This is a genomic window from Burkholderia sp. M6-3 (assembly GCF_050858985.1).
Classification (GTDB): domain Bacteria; phylum Pseudomonadota; class Gammaproteobacteria; order Burkholderiales; family Burkholderiaceae; genus Paraburkholderia; species Paraburkholderia caledonica.
This window is the reverse complement of the sequence record NZ_CP110091.1, coordinates 2,601,633-2,628,370: the sequence shown is the minus strand read 5'-3', so window position 1 is coordinate 2,628,370 and position 26,738 is coordinate 2,601,633. Positions and strand designations below refer to the sequence as shown.

Below are 26,738 nucleotides of genomic sequence, written 5' to 3'. Positions count from 1 at the left end.
AGCTAAGGAGATTCGCAATGAAATTCGCCGTTTCGCTCAGCATGGAGCGTTTCTCGCCGACCGATTCGATGGCAGACGAAATGTCCAACATGCTCACGTTGGTCCGCATCGCCGACGAAGGTGGTTTCGAGACGCTCTGGACGGCCGAGCATCATACGATCGAATGCACCGTATCGCCCAATCCGTTCACCGTGCTGACGTGGATCTCCCAGCATACGGAGCGCATCAGGCTCGGCACCGCCACGCTCGTCGCCCCGTACTGGTCCCCCATCCGGCTTGCGGGCGAGGCCGCCATGTGCGATCACCTGACTGGCGGCCGTCTCGAATTCGGCATCGCGCGCGGCGCCTATCAGTACGAGTTCGACCGCATGGCTGGTGGCATTCCGCAACAGGAGGGCGTCGGCTATATGAAGGAACTCGTGCCGGCCGTGCAGAAGCTGTGGGCGGGCGACTATGAGCATGACGGGCACTACTGGAAGTTTCCGCTCGCGACATCCGTGCCGAAGCCTTTGCAGCAGCCACATCCGCCGATCTGGGTGGCGACGCGTGATCCGGGGAGCTTCGACTGGGCGGTTGGGATCGGAGCAAACATTCTGTCCACGCCACTGTCCGCGCCGCCGTCCGAAGTCGCCGTACTGGGTGAGAAGTTCCGTAAGGCGGTGGCCGATCATCCGGAACGACCGAGGCCGCGCTTCATGATGCAACGGCGTACCTGTGTCTACGACCGGGCTGAGGACTGGGAAGTGGCCGTGCGGCACAGCGTCGACTACGGCCGCACATTCGAGAATCTGATGCAGAACATCGGCACCGTCACGAATGGATTCCCGGAAGCTGTGCCCTACGAAATCGTGGCGAACAGAGCCAATTACGACCCCGCCAACCTGCGCGACAACCTGATGTTCGGCACCCCGGAAGAAGTCATCAGAAAGCTCCAGATTTACGAAGACGAGGGCGTCGATCAGTTCTGTCTCGGTCTCTCGTTCAATCTGCCGTTCGAGTTGCAGGTGAAGACCTTGCGTCTGTTCATCGACGAGGTGATGCCGCACTTTGCCGCTCGCGAGCGCGGCGGGCAACTCGAAACGAACCTCGTCGCCGAGAGGTGATTGGCGATGACTGCGATAGGACCTATCACGACCCAAGCGGGCGATGACCGCACGCTCTCCGTGCGCGGCGTCGAACTCAACTATCGCCTTGAGGGCGAGGGTCCGCGGGCCCTGATCTGTATCCATGGCGTCGGCTCCTATCTCGAGGCATGGGACGGTGTGGCTGCGCGGCTCGGCGATGCGTTTCGTCTGTTGCGCTTCGACTTGCGCGGCCATGGTCGGTCGTCGCGGGTGAAAGGGCGCTACGAGATCGACGATTTCGTTGGTGACGTGCTGGTGCTCGCCGATCACGTCGGCTTCGAACAATTCGACCTCGCCGGTTTTTCGCTCGGCGGACTGATTGCTCAGCGCCTGGCGCTCACGCGTCCGGAGCGCCTGCGCAAACTCGTGCTGCTGGCGACCGTCGCGGGCCGCACGCAGGACGAGCGCGCGCGGGTCGCGGCGCGGCTCGCGGCGCTCGAATCCGGCGACCGCGGTTCTCACTATGACGCTTCGCTGTCGCGCTGGCTCACGGAAGGGTTTCAGGAGCGTCATCCCGAACTGGTGGCGCAACTGCGTCAGCGCAACGCCGATAACGATCCGGATTGCTATGCGGCCGCTTACCGCGTGCTGGCACAAACGGACTTCGGCGGACTGCTCGACCGGATCAGTGTGCCGACTCTGATTGCGACGGGTGAGGACGATCAGGGCTCCAATCCACGTATGGCGAACTTCATGCACCAGAGCATTCGTCAGTCACAACTGGCGATTTTGCCGGGGCTTCGGCATTCGATTCTGATCGAAGCGCCGGACGCGGTGGCGGCGCTGATGCGCGGCTTCCTCGTCGATGACGGCGAGGAGGCGCGGCCATGATCGTCGAAGAGCGCATCTATCGCATCAGGAACGGCAGGATGGGGCGTTATCTGCAACTCGTGCGAGACGAAGGCCTCGCGATCCAGCAGCCCATTCTAGGCTTTCTGATCGGTTACTTTACGACCGAGTTTGGTACGCTGAGTCAGGTGACGCATCTATGGGGCTACGCCGATTATCAGGACCGTGCGCGACGCCGTCAGAAACTTGCGAACGACGATAGATGGCAGGCGTTTCTGCCAAAACTGTCGGAGAACATTGAGCAGGCTGAAAACAGGATTCTGGTGCCGACCGACTTTTCACCGTTGCGGCTGCCGTCCAGTTTCTCCCACCAACACGAGGAGACGAGACTATGACTGAGCGCTTGAAAATAGAGCATCTGTATAAGGTGTTCACAAATCAACCTGCGCAGGCGCTGACGATGTTGCAGGCCGGAAAGACAAAGTCTGAGGTGCAGCAGGCGCTGGGACAGGTCGTCGGTCTCGATGACGTCTCCCTCAGCGTGCCCTCCGGCGCGATGTACATGATCATGGGCCTGTCGGGGTCCGGTAAGTCGACCTTGGCGCGCTGCATCAACCGGCTCAACGAACCGAGCGCCGGCAAGATCCTGCTGGACGACGAGGACATCTGCACGCTCGACGAAGCCGGTCTTCGTGAAGTGCGACGCAACCGGATTTCGATGGTGTTCCAGCATTTCGCGCTGCTGCCGAACCGTCGCGTAATCGAGAACGTCGAGTTCGGCCTGAAGCTGCGCGGGGTCTCGGCAAAGCAGCGGCGCACGCGCGCCGAGGAAGTGTTGAATGTGGTGGGCCTTGCGCGCTGGGCTTATCACATGCCGCATGAACTCAGCGGCGGAATGCGTCAACGTGTCGGTCTGGCGCGCGCGCTCGCGACCGATGCCGACACCCTCATCATGGACGAAGCATTCAGCGCGCTCGACCCGCTGATCCGCACCGAGATGCAGGACGAGTTGCTGCGGCTGCAACGTACGCTTAACAAGACCATCCTGTTCATCACGCACGACTTCCAGGAAGCACTCAAGCTCGGCACCCGGATCGCGATCATGTCGGAGGGGCGCCTGGTTCGTGAAGGCACGCCGCAGTCGATCGTGCTCGAGCCCGGCAGCGACTATGTCGCCGCGTTCACCCGCGAAGTAGACCGTGCGCGATTGTTCGATGCAGGCTCGGTGATGACGTCGCTCGTGACGGTGGTTAGCGGGCCGGGCGGCGTCCTGAAGGGCGACGTGTCCGGCCGGCCAGGTCCTGGCTTTCTTCTCGATGCCGAAGAGCGGATTCTCGGCACCGTGACTGCCGCCGAGATCGAGCAGGCGCGCGACAGCGGCTTGCTGCCCCGCCCGGACACCCGTTTTACATGTGTGCGCGCCGACACCCGGCTCGTCGACGTAGCTGGTCGCTGCACGACGGATCAGGCGATCGGCGTGGTTGATGATGCTGGCCGTCTGATCGGCCGTCTGGAAGCAGGGCAGATTCTTGCCCGCATCGGCGCACACGGAGCCGTGGGAGCACGCCATGTTTAAAGCCGACGATCTTGCCGTATTACCGGTTGCCTCGTGGATTCAGCAAGGAGTGCAGTGGGCCGCGTTGCATCTTCGCCCGACCTTTCTCGCGATCAAGTGGCCGATAGAGAAACTCCTGACCTTCAACGACGGCGTACTTCACGCGATTCCGTTTCCCGTCATGGTGCTGTTGACGTTCGTGTTTGCGTGGCGTCTGACGAGCCTCGGGGTCGCTGCCTTTAGCGCGGCGGGACTGGTCGCGATTGCCGTACTCGGCGTCTGGGGCGACGCGATGACAACCCTCTCGCTGATCGCCACGGCGATCGTGTTCTGCGCGGTGCTCGGCATTCCGATCGGCATCTGCTGCGCGCGCAGCGAGCGGGTCTGGCGCGTGGTGCGCCCGATCCTCGACATCATGCAGACGACGCCGACCTTCGTTTATCTCGTGCCTGTTGTGATGCTGTTCGGCGTCGGCACGGTGCCGGGGGAAGTTGCCGTCGTCATTACCGCCATGCCGCCGCTGATCCGCTTCACCAATCTCGGTATTCGGATGGTCGAGCATGAGATCGTCGAGGCTGGTCTCGCGTTCGGTGCTGACCGGCGTCAGCTTCTGTGGGAGGTGCAATTGCCGCTCGCGATACCGACGATTCTCGGCGGTCTGAACCAGACAGTACTCACTGCAATGGTGATGTCCGTGGTGATCGCCATGATCGGCGCGGAAGGATTGGGGCTCGTCGTGCTTCAAGGGCTCGGGCGGCTAGATGTCGGTCAGGCGGCTGTCGGCGGCATCGCGATCGTGCTGCTGGCGATGATGCTCGACCGCGTGACGCAGAAGCTTGCACAGCCGCAGCCCGGCAATCGCACTGCGCTTCTCTCGACGGTCACACGACTTTTCTTCGGCAACCGCAACGCGGCAAATGACGCCGACGCGGCCGCGCATCATCCGCACGACGCGGAAAAGGCACTGTGACGTAAAGCACACGGACGCATGCAGATCGGTCGCGAGGCCGCAGAAGCGGTCGTGGCCGAACACGTCGATCGAAAACCTCACAAGAGATAGGTACAGGAGATTCCATGAGCGCATTGGCAAAGACATTCGCAGTCGCGGCACTCGCGGCATTGACTTCCATGAGCGCGGCGGCGGTCGCGCAGACGTTGCCCGGCAAGGGCAAGACGGTGCATTACGCGCAGAGCGACAGCCTCGGTGCGAATTACGTCGAGGTACAGATAGTCGCGAAAGCGATCAAGGCGCTCGGCTACGACGTGACGATGACGACGATGAGCACGCCGCTGTTCTTTCAGGCGATCGGGCAAGGCGACGCCGATCTCGGCACGGACGCGAACTTTCCGCAGAGCGACCCGTATTTCCGTGCGGTGCAAAAGCAGGCGGACCTGATCGGCAGCGGCATGATCGTCGGCGGCGGTATCAACGGTTATCTGATCGACAAGAAGACGGCGCTGGCCTACAACATCACCAGCCTGGAACAATTAAAGGATCCGAAGATTGCCGCGCTCTTCGGAGAGGATGGCAAGGCGCAACTGGTCAGTTGCGATCCGGGCTGGAGTTGCGGCGACGTGGTCGAGTATCAGCTCGATAAATTCGGTCTTCGGCAGACCGTGCATCCCGTACGCGGCAAATACGAGGCGCTGATGGCCGATGCCGTGACGCGCGTGAAGGACGGCAAGCCGGCGCTCTTCTACGCATGGAGTCCGTCGTGGATGACGAACGTACTGGTGCCGGGCAAGGACGTCGTGTGGCTGCCTACGCCCGCCGACGCGCTGCCGCCCAATGTGCCGAACCGCGGGTCGGCACTCGTGAACGGCGTCGAAGGCTGCGCGGGCGGCGCCAATCCGTGCCGGATGGCGATGGCGTCGTGGAACTACGGTTCCGTGACGAACCGCAACTTCATCGCTACCAATCCGGCAATCAAGGCGCTCGTCGAGCAGGTCAAGTTTCCGGGCCCGACTTGGTCGAGCTGGGAACTGGCGATCAGCAAGGGTGGCGGCTCGCAGGCGCAGATCACGAAGCTCGCAGATGACTGGGTTGTGGCCAACAAGCCGCAGTTCGATCAATGGGTTGCGACGGCGAGCAAAGCGCAATAGCGGCCTGTCGAAATGCGACGGTGGCCTTGCCTGGTAGGCACGGGCCGCTGCTGCGATTCATCGGCGGCGTTGGCATTGCAGACGGCAAACAGACGACAAACGGTAACGGAGAGGAAAATCGATGCGATCGCTGATTAGAACACTGATTGTAACGGCGGTTGTCGCGCTGACTTCCGCGAGCACGGCGGCCTTCGCGCAGGCGCAGCCCGGCAAGGGTAAGACGGTCCGCTACGCGCAGGGTGACAGCCTCGGAGGTAACTACGTCGCGGCGCAACTTGTGATGAAAGCGATCAGGGCGCTCGGTTACGACGTGTCGCTGAGTACGATGAACACGACGTTGTTCTTTCAGGCCGCCGCGCAGGGCGACGTCGACCTCGCGACCGATGTGAACTTCCCGCAGCGCGAGCCCGGGTTTCGCGCGGTCGAGAAGCAGGCGGTCATCGTTGGAAGCGGCATGATTACGGGCGGCGGGATCAACGGCTATCTGATCGACAGGAAGACTGCGCTCGCCTACAACCTCACGAGTCTCGATCAGCTGAAAGACCCGAAAATCGCCGGTCTGTTCGGCGCGGACGGCAAGGCGGAACTGATCAGTTGCGATCCGGGCTGGAGTTGCGGTGACGTGGTGGACTATCAGCTCGATAAATTCGGTCTGAAGCAAACGGTGCGCGCGGTGCGCGGCAAGTACGAGGCACTGATGGTGGATGCCGTGTCGCGCGTGAAGAGCGGTAAGCCGGCTCTGTTCTACGCGTGGAGTCCGTCTTGGGTAACGAATGCACTGGTGCCGGGGAAAGACGTCGTCTGGCTGCCGACACCCGCGGATGCGTTGCCGCCGAATGTGCCCAACAAGGGCAGCGCGCTCGTGAACGGCGTGGAAGGTTGTGCGGGCGGCGCCAATCCGTGCCGGATGGCGATGGCGTCGTGGAACTGGGGAGCAGTTGCGAACCGCGAGTTCATTGCCGCAAACCCGGCGATCAAGGTGCTGATCGAGCAGATCAAATTCCCGGTCGCGACCTGGTCGCGCTGGGAATACGCGATCAGCAGGAACGGCGGCTCGTCGGCGCAGATTACGAAGCTGTCCGACGAATGGCTGTCGGCCAACAAGCCGCAATTCGATCAATGGGTCGCCACAGCGAGCAAAGGGCAATAAAGCGGCGAATCAATGTCATCAAGGGCTATCGAATGCGTGCATCTACGATTCGCTCCACGGTTGATTTCTCCACCGATGGTGAGCAGCACGGTTTCCTCAGACTGCCGCACTCCCGCGACGATTCCGCTTGGGGCTCGGTGATGATTCCGATTACCGTGATTCAGCGCGGCGACGGGCCAACGGTGCTGCTCACCGGCGGAAATCATGGCGACGAATATGAAGGGCCGATAGCGCTGTCCAAGCTCGCCTCGAACCTTCGGGCCGACGATGTCACTGGCCGCGTCATCGTAGTGCCGTTCATGAATTTTCCGGCGTTCCAGGCTGGCACGCGAACTTCGCCGATCGATGCTGGCAATTTGAACCGCAGCTTTCCGGGCAAACCCGACGGCACAGTAACGGAACGAATCGCCGACTATTTTCAGCGGCATTTGTTGCCGTTGTCGGACTACGTACTGGATATTCACGCGGGCGGCCGGACATTGGACTTCGTGCCGTTCGCTGCGGTGCATGTATTGCCCGATGCGGCACAGCAAGCACGCTGCGAAGCCGCGATGCGCGCTTTCGGCGCACCTTATTCGATGCGCATGCTCGAACAGGACAGCGGTGGCATGTTCGACAGCGCCGTGGAGGAGGCGGGCAAGGTGTTCGTGTCAGCCGAACTCGGCGGCGGCGGATCTGCGACGCCCGCGAGCGTCGCAATCGCCGAGCGTGGCATATACGGGCTGCTCGCGCATACTGGCGTGCTCGCTCGCGACACGTTCGGCGACGACGAAACCGCGCGCACGACCACGCTGCTGGAAATGCCGGACAGCACCTGCTACACGATGAGCGAACACGGTGGCCTGCTCGAAATGTGGCGTGATTTAGGAGACGTCGTGCAGGAAGGCGAGCTGCTCGCACGTATTCACGACGCGACGCGCACCGGGTCGGCGGCAATCGAATACCGCGCACGGCGCGGCGGCCTACTCGCCGCGCGGCATTTCCCAGGGCGCGTGCAAATTGGCGACACCGTAGCGGTCGTCGCCGATATTGTCGAACGTAATGTTCCGGTGGTGATTTAAGTTGATCAAACTCGACCGCTACGACGTCGCGATCCTGACTATCCTCGCGCGCGACGGACGCATTACCAAATCACGGCTCGCCGAGGAAGTGAATCTGTCGATTTCTCCGGCATGGGAGCGGGTGCGCAAACTCGAGGAAAGCGGGGTTATCAAGGGGTATCGCGCGGAACTCGACTGGACCGGCGCGATGATGGCGAGCCGCATCGTCGTGGAAGTCACCCTTTCGCGACATACGGCGCACGACATGCGGCGTTTCGAGGAGCGGGTGCGGGCCGCACCCGAAGTGACGCAATGCTATGCGACCGGCGGGGGGGTGGACTATGTGCTGCATGTGCTCACGCGCGATATCGACCATTACCAACGTTTCATCGACGCGTTGCTGATGGATGAACTGGGTATCGAACGCTACTTTACCTACATCATCACCAAGGTGGTAAAAAGCCTGCCGGATTGCGTACCCGAATGGGCCTGAGGACGGCCGGCTCAGCGTCGGGAAACAGAAAAAAGCGCATGTATTGCGGGTGAAATCGAAAAATTGCCATGCACCGACACACGCAGAATAGAAGCCATAACGTGTCGTCAGGAGCCTTTCATGTTGCTGGATCATCCCGTTCTGTTCAAATCGCTTTGTTATGTCGACGGTCGCTGGGTTCACAGCGATAGCGCCCGTAGCGTCGCGGTTCAGAATCCCGCCGATCAAACGGTACTCGGCCACGTTCCGATGCTCGACCGAGCGCAGATAGTCGCCGCGGTCGACGCCGCGCAACGCGCGTTCGACACCTGGCGCTGGGCGCCGCAAGAGAAACGCAGTGCGATCCTGTTGCGTTGGCATGAGCTGATTCTGCGCCATCAGCACGATCTGGCTCACATCCTGTCGCTTGAGCAGGGCAAGCCGTTTTCGGAGTCGATGGGCGAGATCGCGTATGCAGCGAGTTTCGTCGAATGGTTCGCGAACGAAGCGAAGCGGCTCGCGGGCCGGACCATCCCCACTCACATCGCCGGCGCGCATCTCGGAACGCTGATGGAACCAGTCGGCGTCGCCGCACTGATCACACCGTGGAATTTCCCGGTCGCGATGATTACACGCAAGGCCGCGGCCGCAATGGCGGCCGGTTGCACGGCGATCGTCAAGCCCGCGCACGAGACGCCGTTTTCGGCGCTCGCGCTGGCGCACCTCGCGGAAGAGGCCGGGTTTCCGTCGGGCGTCTTCAATGTCGTCTTCGGTGAGCCGCAGATGGCAATGGAGACACTGGTCGGTGACGCTCGTGTGCGCTCGGTCAGCTTCACCGGCTCGACGCGTGTGGGCGGACTGGTTGCGCGCGCGGCCGCCGAGGCGGGCATCAAGAAACTTTCGCTCGAACTGGGCGGCAACGCGCCCTTCATCGTCACGGAGGACGCTGATCTCGACCAGGCGGTCGACGTCGCGGTCGGCGCCAAATTCCAGACCTCAGGGCAGGACTGTTGTGCGGCGAATCGCGTCTTCGTGGCGGCGCCGCTGTATGAGCGTTTCGTCGAGCAATACAGCGCAGCAGTGAGTCGGTTGAAGGTTGGTACCGCTTTCGACGGGGATGTCAAAGTCGGGCCGCTGATGCACCAGGCGGCCTTCAACGCGACTGCTGCACGCATCGCCGACGCGAAAGAGCAGGGCGCGCGCATTACCGCGGGCGGTCACGCGCACGCGCTCGGCGGATGGTTCTACGCACCGACGGTGGTGGCCGATGCCCGGCCTGGCATGCGCATTTACGACGAGGAAAACTTCGGCCCGATTTCCTCCGTGTGCTCGTTCGACACGCTCGACGAGGTTATCGCGAAAGCCAACGATACCGAGTACGGGCTCGCCGCCTATGTGTGCGCAACACGCGTCGACACGATCTTTCAGTTGGTGCGGCGGCTCGACTTCGCGATGGTCTCTGTCAACGGGGTGAAGTTCACCGGCGCGCCGATTCCGTTTGGCGGGATGAAGGCGTCGGGTCTTGGCCGCGAAGGGGGATCGGAGGGATTCGAGCCCTTTGTCGAAACCAAATACTTTTGCCTGGGTAATCTCGGCCTGCCAATGACCGCCCAGGACTGACCTGAACAATAAGGAGCAACTCATGCAACAACTACTCGACCAACTGTTCACTGAAGACCGAGCACACTTCATGCACCCGTCCACGCACGCACGCGATCACGCGACGGGCACACTGCCGGGGAAGATCATCAAGGGCGCGAAGGGTATTCGCATCGAAGACCACGAAGGCAAGACCTATATCGACGCGTTTGCCGGGCTGTATTGCGTGAACATCGGTTATGGTCGCACCGAGGTTGCCGACGCGATCTACGAGCAGGCTAAAAAGCTGGCTTACTACCATACGTACGTCGGCCATTCGACGGACACGATCATCGAACTATCGTCGCGCATCATTGACTGGGCACCGAAGGGCATGAAGAAGGTGTATTACGGCATGTCTGGTTCAGACGCGAACGAGACACAGATCAAGATCGTCTGGTACTACAACAATGTGCTGGGTCGTCTGAACAAGAAGAAGATCATTTCGCGTCAGCGCGGCTATCACGGCTCGGGCATCGTCACCGGCAGCCTCACGGGTTTGCCGGGTTTTCATCAGAATTTCGATTTACCGATTGATCGCTTCATGCACACCGTTTGTCCGCATTGGTATCGTCAGGCACCCGCCGGTATGAACGAAGCGCAGTTCGTCGCCTACTGCGTCGACGAACTGGAGAAGCTGATCGCACGCGAAGGCGCCGATACGATTGCGGCTTTCATCGCCGAGCCGGTGATGGGTACTGGTGGCATTATCGTCCCACCGCGCGGCTATTGGGCCGCCATCCAGCAGGTACTCAGGAAGCACGACATCCTGCTGATTTCCGATGAGGTTGTCTGTGGTTTCGGCCGGCTTGGATCGAAGATGGGCGCGCAGCACTACGGCATTGAACCAGACCTGATCACGATCGCCAAGGGTTTGACGAGCGCGTATGCACCTTTGTCCGGAGTGATCGTGGGCGAGCGAGTGTGGGACGTGATCGAGAAAGGTTCGCAGGAATACGGCGCGATGGGCCATGGCTGGACCTACTCCGGACATCCAGTCTGTGCGGCGGCCGCGCTCGCCAATCTCGACATCCTGACGCGTGAAGATCTGACTCACAATGCGGCTGAGGTTGGAGGCTATCTTGGCGAACAGCTTCATGCGGCCTTCGATGCACATCCTCTGGTCGGCGAAGTGCGCAGCGCGGGCATGCTTGCGGCGCTTGAATTCATGGCGGACAAGGACGAACGCCGGCCTTTCGATGCAGGTTTGAAAGTTGGGCCGAAGGTGTCGGCCGCGGCACTGCAGCGCGGCGTGATCGCTCGCGCGATGCCACATGGGGACATTCTCGGTTTTGCTCCCCCCCTTATCACGACGCGCGCGGAAGTGGACGAGATCGTCGGCATCGTGCGAGATGCAGTCGATGAGGTAGCGCATAGCGTCTTGAACAAGGCTCGGTGATCTGACGTACCCCGCAAAACGTCCGAAACGTCTGAGGGGTTTGTTCCGGTATACGCACATTGAGGAAAGCCATCAAAGGACATGGGCTCGAACTGCGCTTCGCAGGTGAACAGCAGTGTCGTATGAATCAGAGCTTGTTTGATGTTGGTCTCACGTAGAACAAAGCGGTTAAGGACGCGCCGTTACCGGCGCGTCCTCCCCTAAGATGCAGTGGACTAGACTAAATCTGACAGTGGTTGGTCTCTCATGCTGGCGAGCAGTGGCGCGAAGGGCGTAGCCCGAAGCGGCAATGCTCGCCACGAACAGCAAGGAGTCCGCCATGACTCAGGAACATGGGGGTGCGGACAAACTCTGCATCGTTGGATAAAATCGATCGGGCTCGATGACACGGCCTACGGCACGCATACAATGCGCCGAACGAAAGCATCACTAATTTACCGCCGCACAAAGAACCTTCGCGCTGTACAGCTCCTGCTCGGCCATACGAAGCTGGAAAGTACGCTCCGGTATCTCGGCATTGAGGTCGACGACGCGCTCGAGATGGCTGAACAAACCGGAGTGTGAGCATCCCGGCCGGGCGGCAATCGGACGCTGTCCGGCCATCAACGGCCGTTGGGCGAACTTGTCTGAGTGTCCGCTCGCAGATTGTCAAGAGACGACCGATGAAAGCTGATCAACGCGTTTCCCAAGGTGCGGCGGTCAGTGCGCGACAGCATATTTTTCGGAACAAGTGCGACGCGCAAGACTGAACGCACGGAGGAAGCTTGCTGCGCACGGCACACATTTGCTAGTACAACGAGTAGCGGGAATAGGTCTCGATTGGAATGATTGCCTGAGCGGGAACGTCGCCCCCAGCGCGGGCCGTTCTCAAATGTTCGACCGCAGTGCGAAGCAGAAGCCGAAGATCTTGTGTGAGCAAATAGTCGATGGTATCGGAACGCAATAGCGGCTCTGTTATCCGGTTCACTTCGTGCGTGATATAGACCGTCCGGCCCACAAGATCGTGTTCGCGCAGCGCCGCAGCCAATCCTTCGTTGCCGCCCGCCACGTTGTAGATGGCGTCGAGCTTGCCGTGTCCCTGTAGAAAGCGCATGGTCGCCTCATAGGTCGCAGCGCCGGAATCTGCGCCTTTGATCACCTCCACGAGGTTCACGTTCGAGAACCGTTGTCTTAGCAACGAGCGGAAGCCAATCTCGCGGTCCTCGTGGCACGTATAGGAAAACGTGGCGACGACCACTGCGACGTCGGGTGCGGTGTGCGCCTGCAGATGCCGTCCAATGAGGAACGCCGCAGACTGACCCGCCGCGCGGTTATTGACGCCGACATAGGTGTGACGGGCGTCGGCATCGACGTCGGTGATCAGTGTCACGACCGGTTTGCCGGCAGCCATGCATTTGCGCAATGCTGCGGTCGTTGCAGCCGTATTCGTGCAGATGATCGCGATACCGTCTGCCTCATCGGCAGCCTTGTGTACCCTCGCTGCGACTTCGTCGTCAGGTACTCCCACGCAACCCTCGACCTCCAGGCGCACGCCCGACGCCGCGAATTCCGCTTCGAGTCCGGCCGCGCTGCGCGTCAACTCCTCCGTAAATGCGTCGCCTGCCTGCGACAGCAACCTGAACACGTAGCTGCGCTGCCCCACCGGGGATGCCGGGCGCACCGGCGTCTCCGAAGCCAATTGCCTTACCGCTGCATCGATAGCACTGCGCGTGCGCGGATGCACCCCGGGTCGGTTGTTCAGCGCGCGATCGATTGTCGCCCGGCTGAGCTGCGTCATTTCCATCAGTTGTTTCAGTGTTGGCTTGCCCATCGTCGCCCGGTTCCTGATCGTCGCAGCGCGGCATTGCGGCGCAGGCATCATTTTGCCTCAAAAATGAGTCTTTTGAGGCTTACCTCAGGGGCATCGCCAAATCCGGCAAAGACTGGCTTTCGTCTCGGGGAATACCCTTTAGGGCTCAAAATGAGGCAATTTGGCGTTTGACCGTGGCTCAAAAAGAGCCTTAAATGCGCTCAAGGATGATCAATGCATCAAGCAGCTCATCACGGCGGTCAACATCAGGCACAGGGTGCGATTCATGTCCAACCAGCAAGACAGCAGACAAACGATCACCATGGACGACTGGTATAAATGCCGGCTCGACAGGAAGGTGCTCAAAGAGGTCACGCGGCGTAACGACACCGCCGCGTTGCTGCATTTTGGAGGTTTCATTGCGTTGGTGGCGGCAAGCGGGGCGTTCGCGTGGCTGTCGCTCGATACTCCCTGGTGCGTACCGGCGTTCCTTCTTTACGGAACGTTCTATGCCTTCGCGGAGGCGATGGAGCACGAGTTGCGTCATCGCACGCCCTTCAAAAGCGAATGGCTGAATGAGTCGGTGCACTGGCTGATCTGCTTCATGACATGGCGCGAACAGATCTATAGCCGCTGGTCGCACGCGCAACATCATACGTACACGCACCTGACGGCAACCGTCCCATCCGACGTTGAACTCGCAGTCAAGCGGCCGCCGAACTACCTGAAGCTCGCCACCGATTTTCTGCGTGTTTCGCACGGCATTCATCACCTTGGCAATATCGTTCTGCACACTTTCGGCATCGTGTCGAAGAGCGCGAAAGCCGTCGTGCCGGTCACCGAATATCGTGCAATGTGCCGCAATTCACGCGTGATTCTGCTGCTCTACATTGGCGTGGCCGGGTGGGCCATCGCCGCCCATAGCTGGTTGCCCGTGGTGTTCCTTCTGTTGCCGCGCGCCTACGGCGCATGGCTGCATGAGTTGCTGGCGATTACCCAGCATACGGGGTTGCGCGAAAACGAGCTCGATCATCGCTTTTCGACACGAACGATCAAGCTCAACCGGATGCTTCAATTCCTTTACTGGAATATGAACTATCACGTCGAGCATCACATGTTTCCCAATGTGCCGTTCCATGCGTTGCCGAAGCTGCGTGAGGCAATCCGGGAGGATCTGCCGCCTGCCTACGACGGCCTCTTTAGCGCGTGGAGAGAAATCCTCCACGTGTTCAGAATGCAGCGGCGCGATCCGGACTTTATGGTGACCCCCCTCGTGCCCGGCAAGCTGGCCGCCGCGGCTGCAGGCCAAACCATCGATACGCCGCCTGGCGCGGTTGAGGCTCGCTGAGCCGCGGAGATACGCCAATGAACATCCTGCAATGGCATCACGTCTGCGCGTGCGATGACATCGAAGAAGAGGACGTCATCGAGTTTAGTCACGACGGCAGGCTGTATGCGATCTATCACACGCCGACCGGCTTTTACGCGTCGGCAGGCCTTTGCACCCATGAAACAGCGCGCCTCACGGAGGGGCTCGTGTTTGGCGACATTATCGAATGTCCGATGCACATGGGGCGTTTCCACATTCCGACAGGCGCGGCGAAAGGGGCGCCCGTCTGCATCAATCTCGCCATTCATCCCGTGAAGGTCGAGGACAACAAGGTTTTCATCGGGTTGCCAGCGGATTGACTGTGGCGACGCGCGGTTGAGGCAACGCATGAATGGCCGATGTCGCCACATCGGCAGATAGACCATAAACAAGGAGACAGCCATGAAACATGCTATTGGAAAGATGCTCGGCCTGAGCGCCGTTGTGTTGAGTCTGGGACTCTGCACGAGCGCTTGCGCGGACCCGGTCGCTCATTTCGATTTCATCACGCACGCGCCGGATTCGGATGCGTGGTGGAATACAGTCAAGAACGGCATCACGCAGGCCGATCAGGATTTCAACGTACGGACCGACTATCGCAATCCGCCAAATGGCGACATCGCGGACATGGTGCAACTGGTCAACCAGGCGGCAGCACGTAATTACGACGGCGTCGTACTAACGATTGCCGACTACGATCTGCTGAAAGGAGCCGTCTCGAAGCTGAAGAACAAAAATATCAGGTTCATTACAGCCAATACCGGTACGGAGCAGCAGAGCGCTGACCTCGGGGCGCTGATGCACGTGGGACAGCCGGAGTACCTGGCCGGGAAGGAGGCTGGACTGCGAGCGAAAGCCGCCGGCATCAAAACGTTTGTCTGTGTGAATCACTATGCCACCAATCCGCTCTCATTCGAGCGTTGCCGAGGGTTCGGCGAAGCCATCGGTGCGGACTGGAAGGCGTCGTCGCTCGACGTCGGCACGGACCCAACCGGCATCGAAGCGAAGGTAAGCGCATATTTGCGTACCCATCCGGATACGCAAGCCGTGTTGACGTTAGGGCCGACTTCTGCGGACCCAACCATTCGTGCCGTCACGAAGCTGGGGCTTGCAGGGAAGATCTGGTTTGCCACCTTCGACATCGATGCTGACGTAGCCAAGGCCATCAAGGACGGCACCATCAAGTTCTGTACCGACCAGCAGCCGTATCTGCAGGGCTACATTCCGATCGCCATGCTCGCAATCATGCACAGGAACCACAACACGGATGTCGTCGCGGCTCGCGCGGAGCTCGAGAAGGACCCGAACTTCATCAAGCGTCTTCAGGCCTATGGGCTGAAGCCAGTCTACGAGGCGCGCAACATCAGCTCAGGACCGGGCTTCATTACGCCGCAGAACATCGAGCAGGTCTCGGCGCTGGCTGGCCGCTACCGCTAAGCTCAATCGGGAGCCGCTGATGAGCACAACGGAGCCGATGGTGATCGTCGGCGCGGGCCAGTGCGGAGCGCGTGCGTCGCAGGCGTTACGCGAGAACGGGTGGGACGGCGCCATCACGCTTTTCGGCGACGAAGGTTTGTTGCCCTATGAACGGCCGCCGTTATCGAAGTCGGTGCTGCTTGGGCAAAAGACGACCGCCCAGTGCGCGATCTACGACGAGGTGTTCTTTCGGGAACAGCGCATCGAAGTGCGTACCGATGCGCCTGTGGCTGCGATCGATCGCGTGAGGCACAGGGTGGTGCTTGCCAGCAGCGACACGCTCGGCTATCACCGCTTGCTGATTGCGACGGGTTCCCGGCCACGCCGGCTGGATCTGCCGGGGGCGACGCTCGCCGGCGTACATATGCTGCGTAGCGTGTGCGATGCGCATGCGATCAGCGCCGAACTGCGCCCGGGTCGCCGCATCGCGGTGATTGGGGCGGGTTTCATCGGCCTTGAAATTGCAGCGACAGCGGTAGCACTCGGTTGCGAGGTTGTCGTGCTCGAAGGGGCGCCGCGGGCGTTAATGCGTGCGGTGCCTGAAGTCGTGGCGCAATGCCTGGTGGCGCAGCATAGACAACGCGGTGTAGACGTCCGCTTCGATGTACATGTGGAACGCCTTGTCGGAACGGCGCGCGTAAGTGGTGTGCAGCTTGTCGGGGGCACAACCCTGGCGTGCGACGCCGTGATCGCTGGAATTGGTGTGACGCCGTGTACTGAACTTGCACAGGCCGCAAATCTTGACGTCGAAAATGGCGTCGCAGTCGACGCGACGTTATGCACGAACGACCCACGTATTTTCGCGGCTGGGGATGTTTGTTCGTTTCCCCACCCGCTTTTTGGCCGCCGGATTCGGCTCGAATGCTGGAAAAACGCCGAAGACCAGGCGCGTGTCGTCGCGCGCAATATGCTCGGCCACGGCGAAGCCTGTTCGTCAGTGCCATGGTTCTGGTCCGATCAATACGACATGACGATCCAGATCGCCGGCATGCCTGCGCTTGGAACGACGACGGTGGCACGCGAGACGGGTTCGGCGTCGCGCGTCTTCTTCGCACTGAACGGCGACGGCGTGCTTGTCGGCGCGAGCGGAGTCGGACAGACTGGCGAAATTGCGCGGGATGTGCGCTTCGCACAAGAGCTGATTGCGCGGCGCGCGTGCGTGGAGCCTCATCTGCTTGCCGATCGTGGGACGAAGCTCAGGTCGCTGCTCGCCGCGGAGGCGCAATGAATCAGCGACTGCTCGTGTTTCGGTCGCTGTGGGCGATGGAGCGTCGCCACACCGATGGCAACGAACGCACACTCGAAGAGAACGTGCGGATGATTGCCGACGCCGGCTTTGACGGCGTGAGTGCGCACTATACGAAGCGTGCGGACGTTCGGCGGCTGGCCCGGTTGCGTGCCACATGCGGACTGCACGCGGAAGGTCAGTGCTTTCCACGCACGATAGACGATTTACAGCCCGTGCTCGAAAATGCCGTCGAATCTGGCGTGCATCACATCGACCTGCAACCCGACGTACGTCCTCGCACCGTCGCAGAATGCGTAACGCTGCTCGACGGCTGGCAGAGACTGGCCGAACAGGTCGATTTCCCGGTCTACATCGAGACGCACCGCGATCGCATGACCACGGATCTCTATTTCACGCTTGACCTCCTCGACGCTCGGCCCGATGTAAAGCTGCTTGGGGACATCTCGCATTACCTCGTTGGACGCGAATTCTCGTGGCCCGTGTCCAACGAGAATCATGCGTTGATGCACCGCATCCTGGATCAGTCGTGGGCCTTTCACGGGCGCGTCGCGAGCCGCGAGCAGGTGCAGATAGAGCTATCGTTCGCGCCGCACCGGATGTGGGTCGATCTGTTTCTCGGCTGGTGGGGCTATGGCTTCGCGTCCTGGTGCCGACGGGCGGGCGCGGACGACACCCTCGCCTTCACCTGCGAACTCGGCCCCAAACCGTACTCGATTATCGACCGCGACGGTAACGACACGACCGACCGCTGGGCGGAATCGCTGCTGCTGCAGGACATGATCCGCAAGGTGTGGGCAGAGGTTCAACGCGACGTTCGACCAACGGACCACGCAAATCACGAACGACAAACGCTTCAGCAGAGGAATGCAGTATGAAGACACGAGCAGCCATCGCATGGAAAGCCGGCGCGCCGCTGACGATCGAAGAAGTCGATCTCGAAGGACCGGGCGCAGGCGAAGTCCTGATCGAAGTGAAAGCGACGGGCATCTGCCACACCGACACTTCATCAACCGGAACGAAGTCGAGAATGTGGTCGATCACATCGTGCAGCTCGGACGCCTGTATCGTATTCGGTGGCCCTCCACTAGGCCTTGGAAGAAGATCGTTCCGATATCCTGTCGTACCATGCCTGCAGTGCATCGAAACCCGCGGGAATGTTCATTTTCATCCCGCCCGCCGCGAAGTCGACGGTCACCAACGTCGTGATGTCGGCCACTGAGAACTCTTCACCAGCCACGAAAGGTACTGTCTTCAGACGCTCGTTGAAATCGAAGTAGAAGTTGGATATGCGGAGCTTGCTGCGCTCGACGATCTCCGGAATCTGCTCATAAGCATAGGGCCCCGACAACGCGCGCCCCTTCAGTCCGGCAACCGCGTTCCGCACGCCCTCCATCACGGCCGCGAATCCCTCGAGTTCCGCGCGTCGCTCCCACATTGTGACGAGCGCCTTCTCTTGCGGCGTGCTACCCAGCAATGCATGCTTGCCGGGATACGTTTCCTCGATGTAGCGCCAGATTGCGGGGACTTCTCCGATCGCCGTGCCGTTTTCCAGCACTAGCGTCGGCACCTGCCGGCGAGGGTTGATTGCGATGTACGCATCGGAGAATTGCTCTTTGGCTCCGAGGTCCACGGCCTTCATCGGAAGTTCGATGCCTTTCTCGGCAAGGAAAATTCGAACCCGGCGAGAGTTGGGCGAGGCCTTGGATTCGTAAAGCGTGAGGTCGGTTTTCATGTACGTGTCCATTCCGATTAAAAGATTCGAGCTGCCCGCCAGGCAGTGAGCGCGCAGGCGGGCAGGTGAGGTCGCTTTAGCCTGCCGTCTTGCCGCCGTCGACAGTCAGAATCTGACCGGTGACGAATGCTGCGCCGTCGGCAGCGAGGTAGAGCACCGCTGCGGCAATGTCGTCAGGCTTGCCGATACGCGCGAGCGGCACCGTGGCTGCTAGCGCTGCCTTGTTTTCAGCGGTGCTGGTGAAGCGGTCCAGCATGCCCGTATCGGTTGGCCCGGGTGCGACGGCGTTGACGCGAACGCCCGTCGACGCAACTTCAAGTGCTGCCGATTTCGTGATGCCTTCGACGGCGTGCTTGCTGCCTGCGTACACCGATGCGAATGCGGCGCCTTCATGACCGTAAGTCGACGAGATGTTGACGATGCTGCCGGCCTTCTGCGCAGTCATCACGCGCAGTTCGTGCTTGAGGCTCAGCAGCGTTCCCAGCACGTTGGTGTCGAACGTGTCGGCATAGCTGTCGGCGGTCTGCTCGACGACAGGTCCTGGCCGGCCTTCCGTGCCGGCGTTGTTGACGGCTACGTCCAGACGGCCGTAGCGGGCGACGGTCTGATCCACCAGGTTGCGGACTTCTTCGTCGCGGCGCACGTCAGCCAGGACGAAGTGAGCTTCGGCGCCTGCTTCGCGCAGTTCGGCTTCGAGCGCGGCACCTTCCGTTGCGCGGCGACCCGATACGACGAGCCGTGCACCCGAACGCGCGAACGCGAAAGCAGTTGCGCGGCCGATGCCCGTGAGGGCGCCAGTGATGAGGACGACGGGGTGGGACATTTGAGGCTCCTGTCAATAAGGTTCACGACACGTTGCTCGTGTCGCGCTGCTCGGTGAGCATGACGGAGCTAACTTTAGGCGTCTCTTGCGGCTGTGAAAAAGACTTTCCAGGCTGGAGCGCATGCCTGCGAGGCATGCGAGCAGACGCGGGCGACAGGTCGCGATGCCGAGCACGAGCGCAGTGATCGCCTGCATTGCGTAGCCGGTGGAACAGAGAGTCGATAGCGACAAGCCACGATGCTGGCGATCGATGCCGTTGCTGGCCAGCGCGAGGCCGCCCATGAAGCGTAGCGCGTACCCGGTGCCCGCCGCGAAGACGGAAAGGATCAGAAGCGGCAACGAATGAACGCGCGCGGCGAGTGCATCAGAGCTTCGATCCGCCGTCGACGCGCAACGTGTCGCCCGTGACCCAGCGCGCGTCGTCGGAGGCGAGGAACACGATGGCGCCGGCAATATCGTCGGGCTGCGCGACGCGTTTGAGCGCCTGCATGCCGAGCGTGAAATCGCGGCCCGCGTCCGTCTTCGCGAAGTTCGACATATCCGTTTCGACGACACCCGGCGCAATCGCGTTGACGCGAATACCACGCTCGCCGAGCGCGGACGCGAAGTGGCGCACGAGTGTATCGACCGCGCCCTTGGTTGCCGCGTACGCCGACAGATTGTTCACGGACGCGCGTGCCGCGAGAGACGACAGCAAGACGACACTGCTACCGTCGCCCAGTACGGGCAGCAATTGCTGGACGAGGAAGAACGGCGCGCGCACGTTGACGGCGAACAGGTTATCGAAATCCTCGACGGTCGTTTCTTCGATCGGTGCGGCCTTCGAGATGCCCGCGTTCGCGACGAGAATGTCGAGCCGATCGCCCGTCAGCGAGCGCACGCGCTTCGCCAGTTCATGCGGTCCGTGGGCGTCGCGCAGATCGGCGGCGACCCTTTCGGCCTGGCCGCCTGCCGCGCGAATGGCTGCAACGACGGAATCGGCGGCCTGCTCGGCGTTGCTGTAGTGGACCAGCACGCGGGCGCCTGCTTTGGCGAGCGCGATGGCCGTGGCGCGGCCGATGCCGCGGGAGGCGCCCGTCACGAGCGCGGTTTTGCCCGTCAGATTGGTCATGATGAAATTTCGTTTGATGTCGAGTGAGAGTGCGTTACGCCTCGGGCGCGTCCGCTTCCGAGAGGAACCGATCAACGTGCGCGACGAAGCGCTCCGGGTATTGGTACAGCGAGCCGTGATTGGCGTCGGGATAGAGGATCAGTTGCGCGTTCGGGATGTGTTGCTGCAAGTGCCACGAATTGATCGAATAGATGATCACGTCGTTGTCGCCGTTGACAACGAGCGTCGGCTGTTCGAGTGCGCGCAGATAGTCGTACGGGTTCTCGCGCGGCGCGCCCCACTTCGCGAGTGCGGCGAGTTGCGCGGGCGCGACCGTGTCGTTGGCTTCGGGATCGCGATTGTCGCTGCGCAGACGGAATCGTTCGACAAATCCACGGCCCGCTGCCTGGCTCGCTTCCGAAGGCGAAAAGTGCACGCGCAGCCACAGATTGTCGGGGTGCGCATATGACGCTCCAAAAATTTCCTGCGCTTCAGGCGTGAGCGTCGCCATGCCTTCGCCGCTGCGCGGACCCGTGCCGACGAGAATCACGCGGCGCACGAGTCGCGGCTTCGTGATAGCGAGTTCCTGCGCAATCAGTCCGCCCATCGAAAATCCGAGTACGTCGACCTGTTTCAGTCCGAGTGCTTCGATGAACGCGCCGGCATTGGCGGCCATCTCTTCGATCGACTCGGGGACCGTGCCGGAACTGCTCGAAATGCCCGCGTTGTTGAACAGGATCACTTCGCGGTTTTGCGCGAGACCGTCGGTGACGGCGGGATCCCAATGATCCATCGTGCCCGTGAAGTGGATGTTCATTACGAGCGGCACGCCGCCGGGATTGCCGAAGCGGCGATACGCGAAGCGGATGCCGTTGGCTTCGACGAACTGGGTCGGCGCGGTCTGGTGAGTGTGGCGGGTCATGGCAGATGTCCTTTCAAAACCGGTTGATGGTCATGCGGCGCGATATAACTGAAACGTATGAAGGGGTCGGCGTTGCTGTGTCGGCCCGGACCGTCTTTGCTTCTCGTAAGGCGCTCTGATAGGTAATGTAGGCGCGTCGGATCGCGAGAAACAAGACTTTATAAGTTGTGCGCCATGCCTGAGAGGCATGGCCGGGAAGCATGGCCTACGACGCCGTCCGACCGCCGTTCACACGCAGCACTTCGCCCGTCATGAAGCTGGCCGACGCGACGTACATGGATGGCTTCGGCGATTTCATCGGGCGTGCCGGCGCGTTTGAGCGGCACGGTGTCGAGAAACGCGGCCTTGCGTTCGGACGTCTGCGTGAGACGGTCGAGCATCGGCGTTTGCACGGGGCCGGGCGCGACTGCGTTGACGCGCACGCCGGACACCGCACCTTCGAGCGCCGCCGACTTCGTCAGTCCTTCGACGGCATGCTTGCTCGCCGCATACAGCGACGCGCCTGCCGCACCGCACGCGCCCATCGTCGACGACACGTTGACGATGCTGCCGCTGCGCGAACACGCGAAGGCGAGCGCGGCCGCGCGACGATGCCGCGCAGCGCGCCCGTGCCGAGCACCACTGTCTGTTCGTTCATGTCGGTTCCTTACGCATGTTCGCCGATAGAATCGACACGTTCGGGGTAGAACGCGAGGTGATCGCGGATCGGTTCGACGGCGGAATACGGAGACTCGTAAGTCCAGATCGCATTGACGGCGCGCTCGCCGCCCGACGGGATCGAAAAGTACGCGGCATCGCCCTTGTATGGGCAGTACGTCGAATGTGAGGTGCGCTCGAGCAGCGTCATGTCGACATCGTTTCTCGGGATGTAAAAGACGGGCGGATAGTGCGCCTCACGCAACGTCAGCGCGCTGCGCGTGTCGGCGATGGTGTGGCCGGCGACTGTCACCACGACGCGCGACGGATTGCGCTCGATCGTGATCGGATGAGCGGGGCCGGGAAGCTTCACAGTTTTCGCCACGTTGGGCGCGTTGCTGGTGGACACGATGTCACTCCTTGAATCAGGCGACGTAGGCGGAAAAGTCGGTGTAAGCGCGTTCGTCGCCGCCCCAGAAAGCGTCGCGCTGGTACGGTGTGAGCGGCAGGTTGCAGCGCAGGCGCTCGGGCAAATCGGGATTCGACGAGAACCAGCGGCCAAACGCGACGAGATCGGCGTCGCCACGTTGAAGAATCTGTTCGGCCCCGGCACGATCGAAGCCGCCGGCAGCGATTATCGGTCCGTCGAACACCCTGCGCAGGAACGACGACGCAACGGGCGCCTGACCTTCATCGAGTGTCTCTGTACCCATCACGCGCGGCTCGATGACATGCAGATACGCGAGGCCATACCCATTCAGACGCGCGGCGAAATAGCCGAAGGTCGCCTCGGGATTACTGTCGGAGATGGCGCCCCAGCGGCCGCTTGGCGACACGCGAACGCCCACGCGGTCAGCGCCCCACACGGACGTGAACGCATCCACGAGTTCCAGCGAAAAACGCGCGCGCTTTTCGATCGTGCCGCCGTAGGCATCCGTGCGTTTGTTCGTGCCGTCCTGCAGGAAAGTGTCGGCGAGGTATCCGTTCGCGTTGTGCAGCTCGACGCCGTCGAAACCAGCGGCTTTCGCGCGTTCCGCCGCGCGTCGGAACGACTCGACGATGGCTGGGATCTCATCGGTTTTCAGCGCGCGATGCGGCGAGTTCGGCACCCAGCCGTTCTGCGTGAACACAGTGGTTTCATAAGGCACGACAGAGGGTGCAATGGGAGCGTTGCCCCAACTCAGATCGACGTGCGACTGACGGCCGTCGTGCGCGATCTGCATGAAGATGTGCGCGCCTTTCGCGTGAACGGCGTCGGTGATCTTGTTCCACGCTTCGATGTGTTCGTCCGTGTAGATGCCAGGCGTGCCGAAATAGCCGCGGCTGTCGTACGAAGGATGCGCGCTTTCCGTAATCAAGAGGCCGCCTCGCGATGCGCGCTGCCGGTAGTACTCGACCATCATTGCGCTCGGGCTGTCGTCGGGATCGGAGCGCAGCCGCGTCATCGGTGCGTGGACGACACGATGTGAAAGCTGCAGTCGTCCTGCCGTCGTGGGCGAGAAAAGTTTTGGTGTGTTGTCGGTCATTCTGGATACCTTATCGATGAATGGAGTTCGGATCCGTTTCGGATGAAGTGATGGTCAGAGCTTCGATCCGCCGTCGACACGCAGCGTGTCCCCCGTGATCCAGTTTGCCTTGTCGGAGGCAAGGAACGCGACGGCGCCAGCGATATCGTCTGGCTGCGCGACGCGCTTCAACGCTTGCAGGCTCAGCGCGTAATCGCGGCCTGCATCGGTTGTCACGAAGCTCGAAATTTCCGTCGCGACGATGCCGGGCGCGACGGCATTCACACGCACGCCGCGCTCGCCGAACGCCGAAGCGAAGTGGCGCACGAGTGTATCGACGGCGCCTTTGGTCGCGGCGTATGCGGCCAGCTCGCCAACCGCAGCGCGCGAAGCCAGCGACGACAGCAGCACGACGCTGCTGCCTTTGCATAGCATCGGCTGAAGCTGCTGGACGAGGAAGAAGGGCGCGCGCACGTTGACGGCGAAAAGGTCATCGAACTGCTCGACAGTCGTCTCTTCGATGCGCGCGGCAGTGGCCATGCCCGCGTTAGCGACCAGCACATCCAGCCTTCCGCCGACGACCGCACGGACGCGGCGGGCGAGCGTATGCGGACCGTCGGCGGTGCGCAGATTGGCGGCGACTGGCTGCGCATGGCCGCCGCTCGCAATGATCTCGGCAACCACCGAATCGGCGGCCGCTTCATTGCTCCTGTAGTGCACCAGCACCTGCGCACCGGCTCCGCCGAGCGCGAGCGCAATGGCTCGGCCGATGCCACGCGACGCGCCCGTGACGAGCGCGGTTTTTCCTGCTAGGTAGTTCATGACGAAGCTCCGTTGGATGGATCGGCGGCTCGGCCAGCGATAGCAGGCAGGTATGGCCGCGAAACCGCGCTGCTGGCATCCGCGCTGCTCGATGTGCTGCTGGCATGTAATCTAACCTTCGCTTGCGTAACGGAAAAAGACTTTGTAGGCTTGCCGGCATGCCTTGAAAGCATGGCGCCCACGGGCGTGGCAGAACGGGGCGAAACAGGAGAAAACATGGAGCTACGCCATCTGCGCTATTTCGTTGCAGTCGCGGAAACGGGCAGCCTCACTGTCGCCGCCGAGCAGCGGCTGTTCACCTCACAGCCATCGCTGAGCCGCCAGATTCGCGACCTCGAAGACGAAGTGCGCACGGAACTGTTCAGCCGCAGCGCGCGCGGCGTCGAGTTGACAGCGCCGGGCAAGGCTTTTCTCGACCATGCTCGGCTTGCGCTCGCGCAGGTCGATGCCGCGATCGAAGCCGCGCGCCGCGCCGCGAGTCCCACGAAGCAGGTGTTTGCGCTCGGCTTTCTGACGGGCCAGGAAATGACATGGCTGCCGCGCGCGATGCAGGTGTTGCGCGACGAATTGCCGAACATCGACGTCACGGTGTCGAGCGGCTACTCGCCCGATCTCGCGGACGCCGTGGCGCGAGGCAAGCTCGATCTGGCCTTCGTGCGCACGGAGCCGGGGCTGGATCTCGATTATCGCGTCGTCTATCGCGAGAAACTCGTCGTGCTGATGCCGAGCGATCATCGTCTAACGGCGAAGAGCGCGATCCATCCGTCTGACCTGAAAGGAGAGACGTTTGTGATGGCGTCGAACAAGGCACGCGTGCTGCACGATGTGGTCGCCCGATATCTGGATGACAATGGGCTCGATCCGAAGCCCGAGCACGGCGTCGACAACCTTGCGATGGCGATGTCGCTCGTTGCATCGACACGCGGCTTGTCGTTGATGCCCGAATACGCGAACAATCTGCTGCCGTGGTCGGTCGTGAGCCGTCCGCTCGAAGGCGAAGCGCCAACCGTCGATCTCGCGATCGGCTACAGTCGTTCGAACGCATCGCCTGTGCTGAAGCTGTTTCTGGCGAGAGCGGACGAACTGATTGCCACCAACTGAGCGAGGGAGAATCGCGATGGACCGTCTCGCGGCGATCGAAATTTTTATCCGCGTTGTCGATACCGGTTCGTTTTCGGCGGCGGCTCGACACTTCGATATCGGCCAGCCGGCCGTATCGAAAACTGTTGCGCAGCTGGAAGAATGGCTTGGCGTGAAGCTGCTGCTGCGCTCGACGCGCGCGCTCACGCCGACGGAAGCCGGCCAGAATTTTTATCTGCGCGCGCGCCGTGCCGTCGAAGAAGCCGACGAGGCCGTGCTCGCTGCGCGAGGCACCGCGGCGGGACTGACTGGCAAGCTGCGCGTGTCGGCTGCTGTATGTTTTGCGCGGCTGCACATCGTGCCGCGCTTGCCGGCGTTCCTTGACCAGCATCCGGACCTCGATCTCGAACTCGTGCTCGACGACCGCAATATCGATCTCGTCGAAGAGGGCATCGACCTTGCGCTGCGCATGGGCGAACTGGCGGATTCGAACATGACGGCGCGCCGCATCGGCATCGCGCGGCGGCGCGTACTCGCGACACCTGCCTACTTCGAGCGGCACGGCATGCCCGAAGCGCCTGCTGATTTGCCCGCGCATCGCGCCGTCGTCTACACGCGAGATCTGGGCGGCGGCGAAGAATGGACCTTTCGCAGCGAGGCGGGGGAGTCGTCGGTGAGGCTGCAAGGCCGCGTGAGAATCTCCGCGACAGAAGGCTTGCGCGCGGCCGTCTTCGCGGACATGGGGCTTGCCGTTGCATCGGAATGGGCTTTCTGGCCGGAACTCAAATCGGGCGCGGTCGTTTCGGTCATGGACGACTGGATGCTGCCGCCCATTTCCTTGTCCGCCGTGTATCCGACAGGACGTCTCGCCAACAGCAAGGCCCGGAAGTTCACGGCTTTCGTCGAAGGGTGCCTCGAGCCCGAGTTCGCGCCCGAGTTGATGTCGGGGCACGGCAGGCCGAAAGCCGCATGATG

26 protein-coding genes and 3 pseudogenes are annotated in these 26,738 nt (G+C 61.7%); 20 read left to right on the top strand and 9 right to left on the bottom strand.

Annotated elements, in window-relative coordinates:
- Positions 1-17 precede the first annotated feature (17 nt).
- The 12 genes and pseudogenes from OH764_RS29375 to OH764_RS29320 all read left to right on the top strand — a co-directional run.
- On the top strand, positions 18-1,103 hold the full coding sequence (locus OH764_RS29375; RefSeq protein ID WP_310357624.1) for an LLM class flavin-dependent oxidoreductase: 1,086 nt from the start codon (positions 18-20) through the stop codon (positions 1,101-1,103).
- A 6-nt stretch (positions 1,104-1,109) separates the two neighbouring features.
- Complete coding sequence (locus OH764_RS29370; RefSeq protein WP_498849574.1) at positions 1,110-1,955, top strand: alpha/beta fold hydrolase; 846 nt, start codon at positions 1,110-1,112, stop codon at positions 1,953-1,955.
- Entirely contained in the window at positions 1,952-2,308 is a 357-nt protein-coding gene (locus OH764_RS29365) for an NIPSNAP family protein (RefSeq protein ID WP_310357629.1), read from the top strand. The genes OH764_RS29370 and OH764_RS29365 overlap by 4 nt, the downstream gene beginning before the upstream one ends.
- Positions 2,305-3,489, top strand: coding sequence for a quaternary amine ABC transporter ATP-binding protein (locus OH764_RS29360; RefSeq protein WP_498849573.1), 1,185 nt, complete (start codon positions 2,305-2,307; stop codon positions 3,487-3,489). The genes OH764_RS29365 and OH764_RS29360 overlap by 4 nt, the downstream gene beginning before the upstream one ends.
- On the top strand, positions 3,482-4,438 hold the full coding sequence (locus OH764_RS29355; RefSeq protein ID WP_498849572.1) for an ABC transporter permease: 957 nt from the start codon (positions 3,482-3,484) through the stop codon (positions 4,436-4,438). Before OH764_RS29360 ends, OH764_RS29355 begins: the two co-directional genes overlap by 8 nt.
- A gap of 104 nt (positions 4,439-4,542) precedes the next feature.
- Positions 4,543-5,571 (top strand): glycine betaine ABC transporter substrate-binding protein, encoded by a 1,029-nt coding sequence (gene proX / locus OH764_RS29350; RefSeq protein WP_498849571.1) that lies wholly within the window; start codon positions 4,543-4,545, stop codon positions 5,569-5,571.
- 121 nt (positions 5,572-5,692) lie between these two features.
- The gene (proX, locus tag OH764_RS29345) at positions 5,693-6,721 is read left to right on the top strand and encodes a glycine betaine ABC transporter substrate-binding protein (RefSeq protein ID WP_498849570.1); all 1,029 of its coding nucleotides are present in this window, start codon (positions 5,693-5,695) and stop codon (positions 6,719-6,721) included.
- A 32-nt stretch (positions 6,722-6,753) separates the two neighbouring features.
- Positions 6,754-7,782, top strand: a complete 1,029-nt coding sequence (gene doeB, locus OH764_RS29340) for a N(2)-acetyl-L-2,4-diaminobutanoate deacetylase DoeB (RefSeq protein WP_498849569.1) — start codon at positions 6,754-6,756, stop codon at positions 7,780-7,782.
- Between the two features lies 1 nt (position 7,783).
- Complete coding sequence (locus OH764_RS29335; protein ID WP_498849568.1) at positions 7,784-8,254, top strand: Lrp/AsnC family transcriptional regulator; 471 nt, start codon at positions 7,784-7,786, stop codon at positions 8,252-8,254.
- A gap of 120 nt (positions 8,255-8,374) precedes the next feature.
- Entirely contained in the window at positions 8,375-9,853 is a 1,479-nt protein-coding gene (locus OH764_RS29330) for an NAD-dependent succinate-semialdehyde dehydrogenase (protein ID WP_498849567.1), read from the top strand.
- 22 nt (positions 9,854-9,875) lie between these two features.
- The gene (locus tag OH764_RS29325; protein ID WP_498849566.1) at positions 9,876-11,270 is read left to right on the top strand and encodes an aspartate aminotransferase family protein; all 1,395 of its coding nucleotides are present in this window, start codon (positions 9,876-9,878) and stop codon (positions 11,268-11,270) included.
- 351 nt (positions 11,271-11,621) lie between these two features.
- Positions 11,622-11,834: pseudogene (locus tag OH764_RS29320) on the top strand (tyrosine-type recombinase/integrase); the annotation flags it as partial.
- Between the two features lie 223 nt (positions 11,835-12,057).
- Here OH764_RS29320 and OH764_RS29315 read toward each other — a convergent pair.
- Positions 12,058-13,080 (bottom strand): LacI family DNA-binding transcriptional regulator, encoded by a 1,023-nt coding sequence (locus tag OH764_RS29315; protein WP_498849565.1) that lies wholly within the window; start codon positions 13,078-13,080, stop codon positions 12,058-12,060.
- 265 nt (positions 13,081-13,345) lie between these two features.
- Here OH764_RS29315 and OH764_RS29310 point away from each other — a divergent pair, with 265 nt between their 5' ends.
- The 6 genes and pseudogenes from OH764_RS29310 to OH764_RS29285 form a co-directional block, all read left to right on the top strand.
- On the top strand, positions 13,346-14,407 hold the full coding sequence (locus OH764_RS29310) for a fatty acid desaturase family protein (protein WP_498849564.1): 1,062 nt from the start codon (positions 13,346-13,348) through the stop codon (positions 14,405-14,407).
- 17 nt (positions 14,408-14,424) lie between these two features.
- Complete coding sequence (locus tag OH764_RS29305) at positions 14,425-14,748, top strand: non-heme iron oxygenase ferredoxin subunit (RefSeq protein ID WP_131321869.1); 324 nt, start codon at positions 14,425-14,427, stop codon at positions 14,746-14,748.
- A gap of 82 nt (positions 14,749-14,830) precedes the next feature.
- Complete coding sequence (locus OH764_RS29300) at positions 14,831-15,865, top strand: sugar ABC transporter substrate-binding protein (protein WP_498849563.1); 1,035 nt, start codon at positions 14,831-14,833, stop codon at positions 15,863-15,865.
- Between the two features lie 19 nt (positions 15,866-15,884).
- Entirely contained in the window at positions 15,885-17,132 is a 1,248-nt protein-coding gene (locus tag OH764_RS29295; RefSeq protein ID WP_498849562.1) for an NAD(P)/FAD-dependent oxidoreductase, read from the top strand.
- Positions 17,129-18,028, top strand: a complete 900-nt coding sequence (locus tag OH764_RS29290; RefSeq protein WP_498849561.1) for a sugar phosphate isomerase/epimerase family protein — start codon at positions 17,129-17,131, stop codon at positions 18,026-18,028. The genes OH764_RS29295 and OH764_RS29290 overlap by 4 nt, the downstream gene beginning before the upstream one ends.
- Positions 18,025-18,153: pseudogene (locus OH764_RS29285) on the top strand (S-(hydroxymethyl)glutathione dehydrogenase); the annotation flags it as partial. The gene OH764_RS29290 and the pseudogene OH764_RS29285, both read left to right, overlap by 4 nt.
- Positions 18,154-18,237: 84 nt before the next feature.
- On the opposite strand, the gene OH764_RS29280 reads toward OH764_RS29285, so the two are convergent.
- The 8 genes and pseudogenes from OH764_RS29280 to OH764_RS29245 form a co-directional block, all read right to left on the bottom strand.
- On the bottom strand, positions 18,238-18,885 hold the full coding sequence (locus OH764_RS29280; protein WP_498849560.1) for a glutathione S-transferase family protein: 648 nt from the start codon (positions 18,883-18,885) through the stop codon (positions 18,238-18,240).
- 76 nt (positions 18,886-18,961) lie between these two features.
- Positions 18,962-19,708 carry an SDR family NAD(P)-dependent oxidoreductase gene (locus OH764_RS29275; protein WP_498849559.1) on the bottom strand — a complete coding sequence of 249 codons (747 nt, stop codon included), beginning with the start codon at positions 19,706-19,708 and terminating at the stop codon, positions 18,962-18,964.
- A gap of 364 nt (positions 19,709-20,072) precedes the next feature.
- Entirely contained in the window at positions 20,073-20,819 is a 747-nt protein-coding gene (locus tag OH764_RS29270; protein ID WP_498849558.1) for an SDR family NAD(P)-dependent oxidoreductase, read from the bottom strand.
- A 34-nt stretch (positions 20,820-20,853) separates the two neighbouring features.
- Complete coding sequence (locus tag OH764_RS29265; RefSeq protein ID WP_498849557.1) at positions 20,854-21,720, bottom strand: alpha/beta fold hydrolase; 867 nt, start codon at positions 21,718-21,720, stop codon at positions 20,854-20,856.
- A gap of 205 nt (positions 21,721-21,925) precedes the next feature.
- Positions 21,926-22,277, bottom strand: a pseudogene (locus OH764_RS29260) (SDR family NAD(P)-dependent oxidoreductase); the annotation flags it as partial.
- A gap of 89 nt (positions 22,278-22,366) precedes the next feature.
- Entirely contained in the window at positions 22,367-22,765 is a 399-nt protein-coding gene (locus OH764_RS29255) for a DUF427 domain-containing protein (RefSeq protein ID WP_498849556.1), read from the bottom strand.
- A gap of 16 nt (positions 22,766-22,781) precedes the next feature.
- A complete protein-coding gene (locus OH764_RS29250; RefSeq protein WP_498849555.1) occupies positions 22,782-23,882 on the bottom strand; it encodes an alkene reductase in 1,101 nt (366 codons plus the stop codon).
- A 54-nt stretch (positions 23,883-23,936) separates the two neighbouring features.
- Positions 23,937-24,683: an SDR family NAD(P)-dependent oxidoreductase gene (locus tag OH764_RS29245; protein WP_498849554.1), complete on the bottom strand. Its 747-nt coding sequence runs from the start codon at positions 24,681-24,683 to the stop codon at positions 23,937-23,939.
- A gap of 216 nt (positions 24,684-24,899) precedes the next feature.
- Here OH764_RS29245 and OH764_RS29240 point away from each other — a divergent pair, with 216 nt between their 5' ends.
- Entirely contained in the window at positions 24,900-25,784 is an 885-nt protein-coding gene (locus tag OH764_RS29240) for a LysR family transcriptional regulator (protein ID WP_498849553.1), read from the top strand.
- Positions 25,785-25,800: 16 nt separating this feature from the next.
- Positions 25,801-26,736 carry a LysR family transcriptional regulator gene (locus OH764_RS29235; protein ID WP_498849552.1) on the top strand — a complete coding sequence of 312 codons (936 nt, stop codon included), beginning with the start codon at positions 25,801-25,803 and terminating at the stop codon, positions 26,734-26,736.
- Positions 26,737-26,738 lie beyond the last annotated feature (2 nt).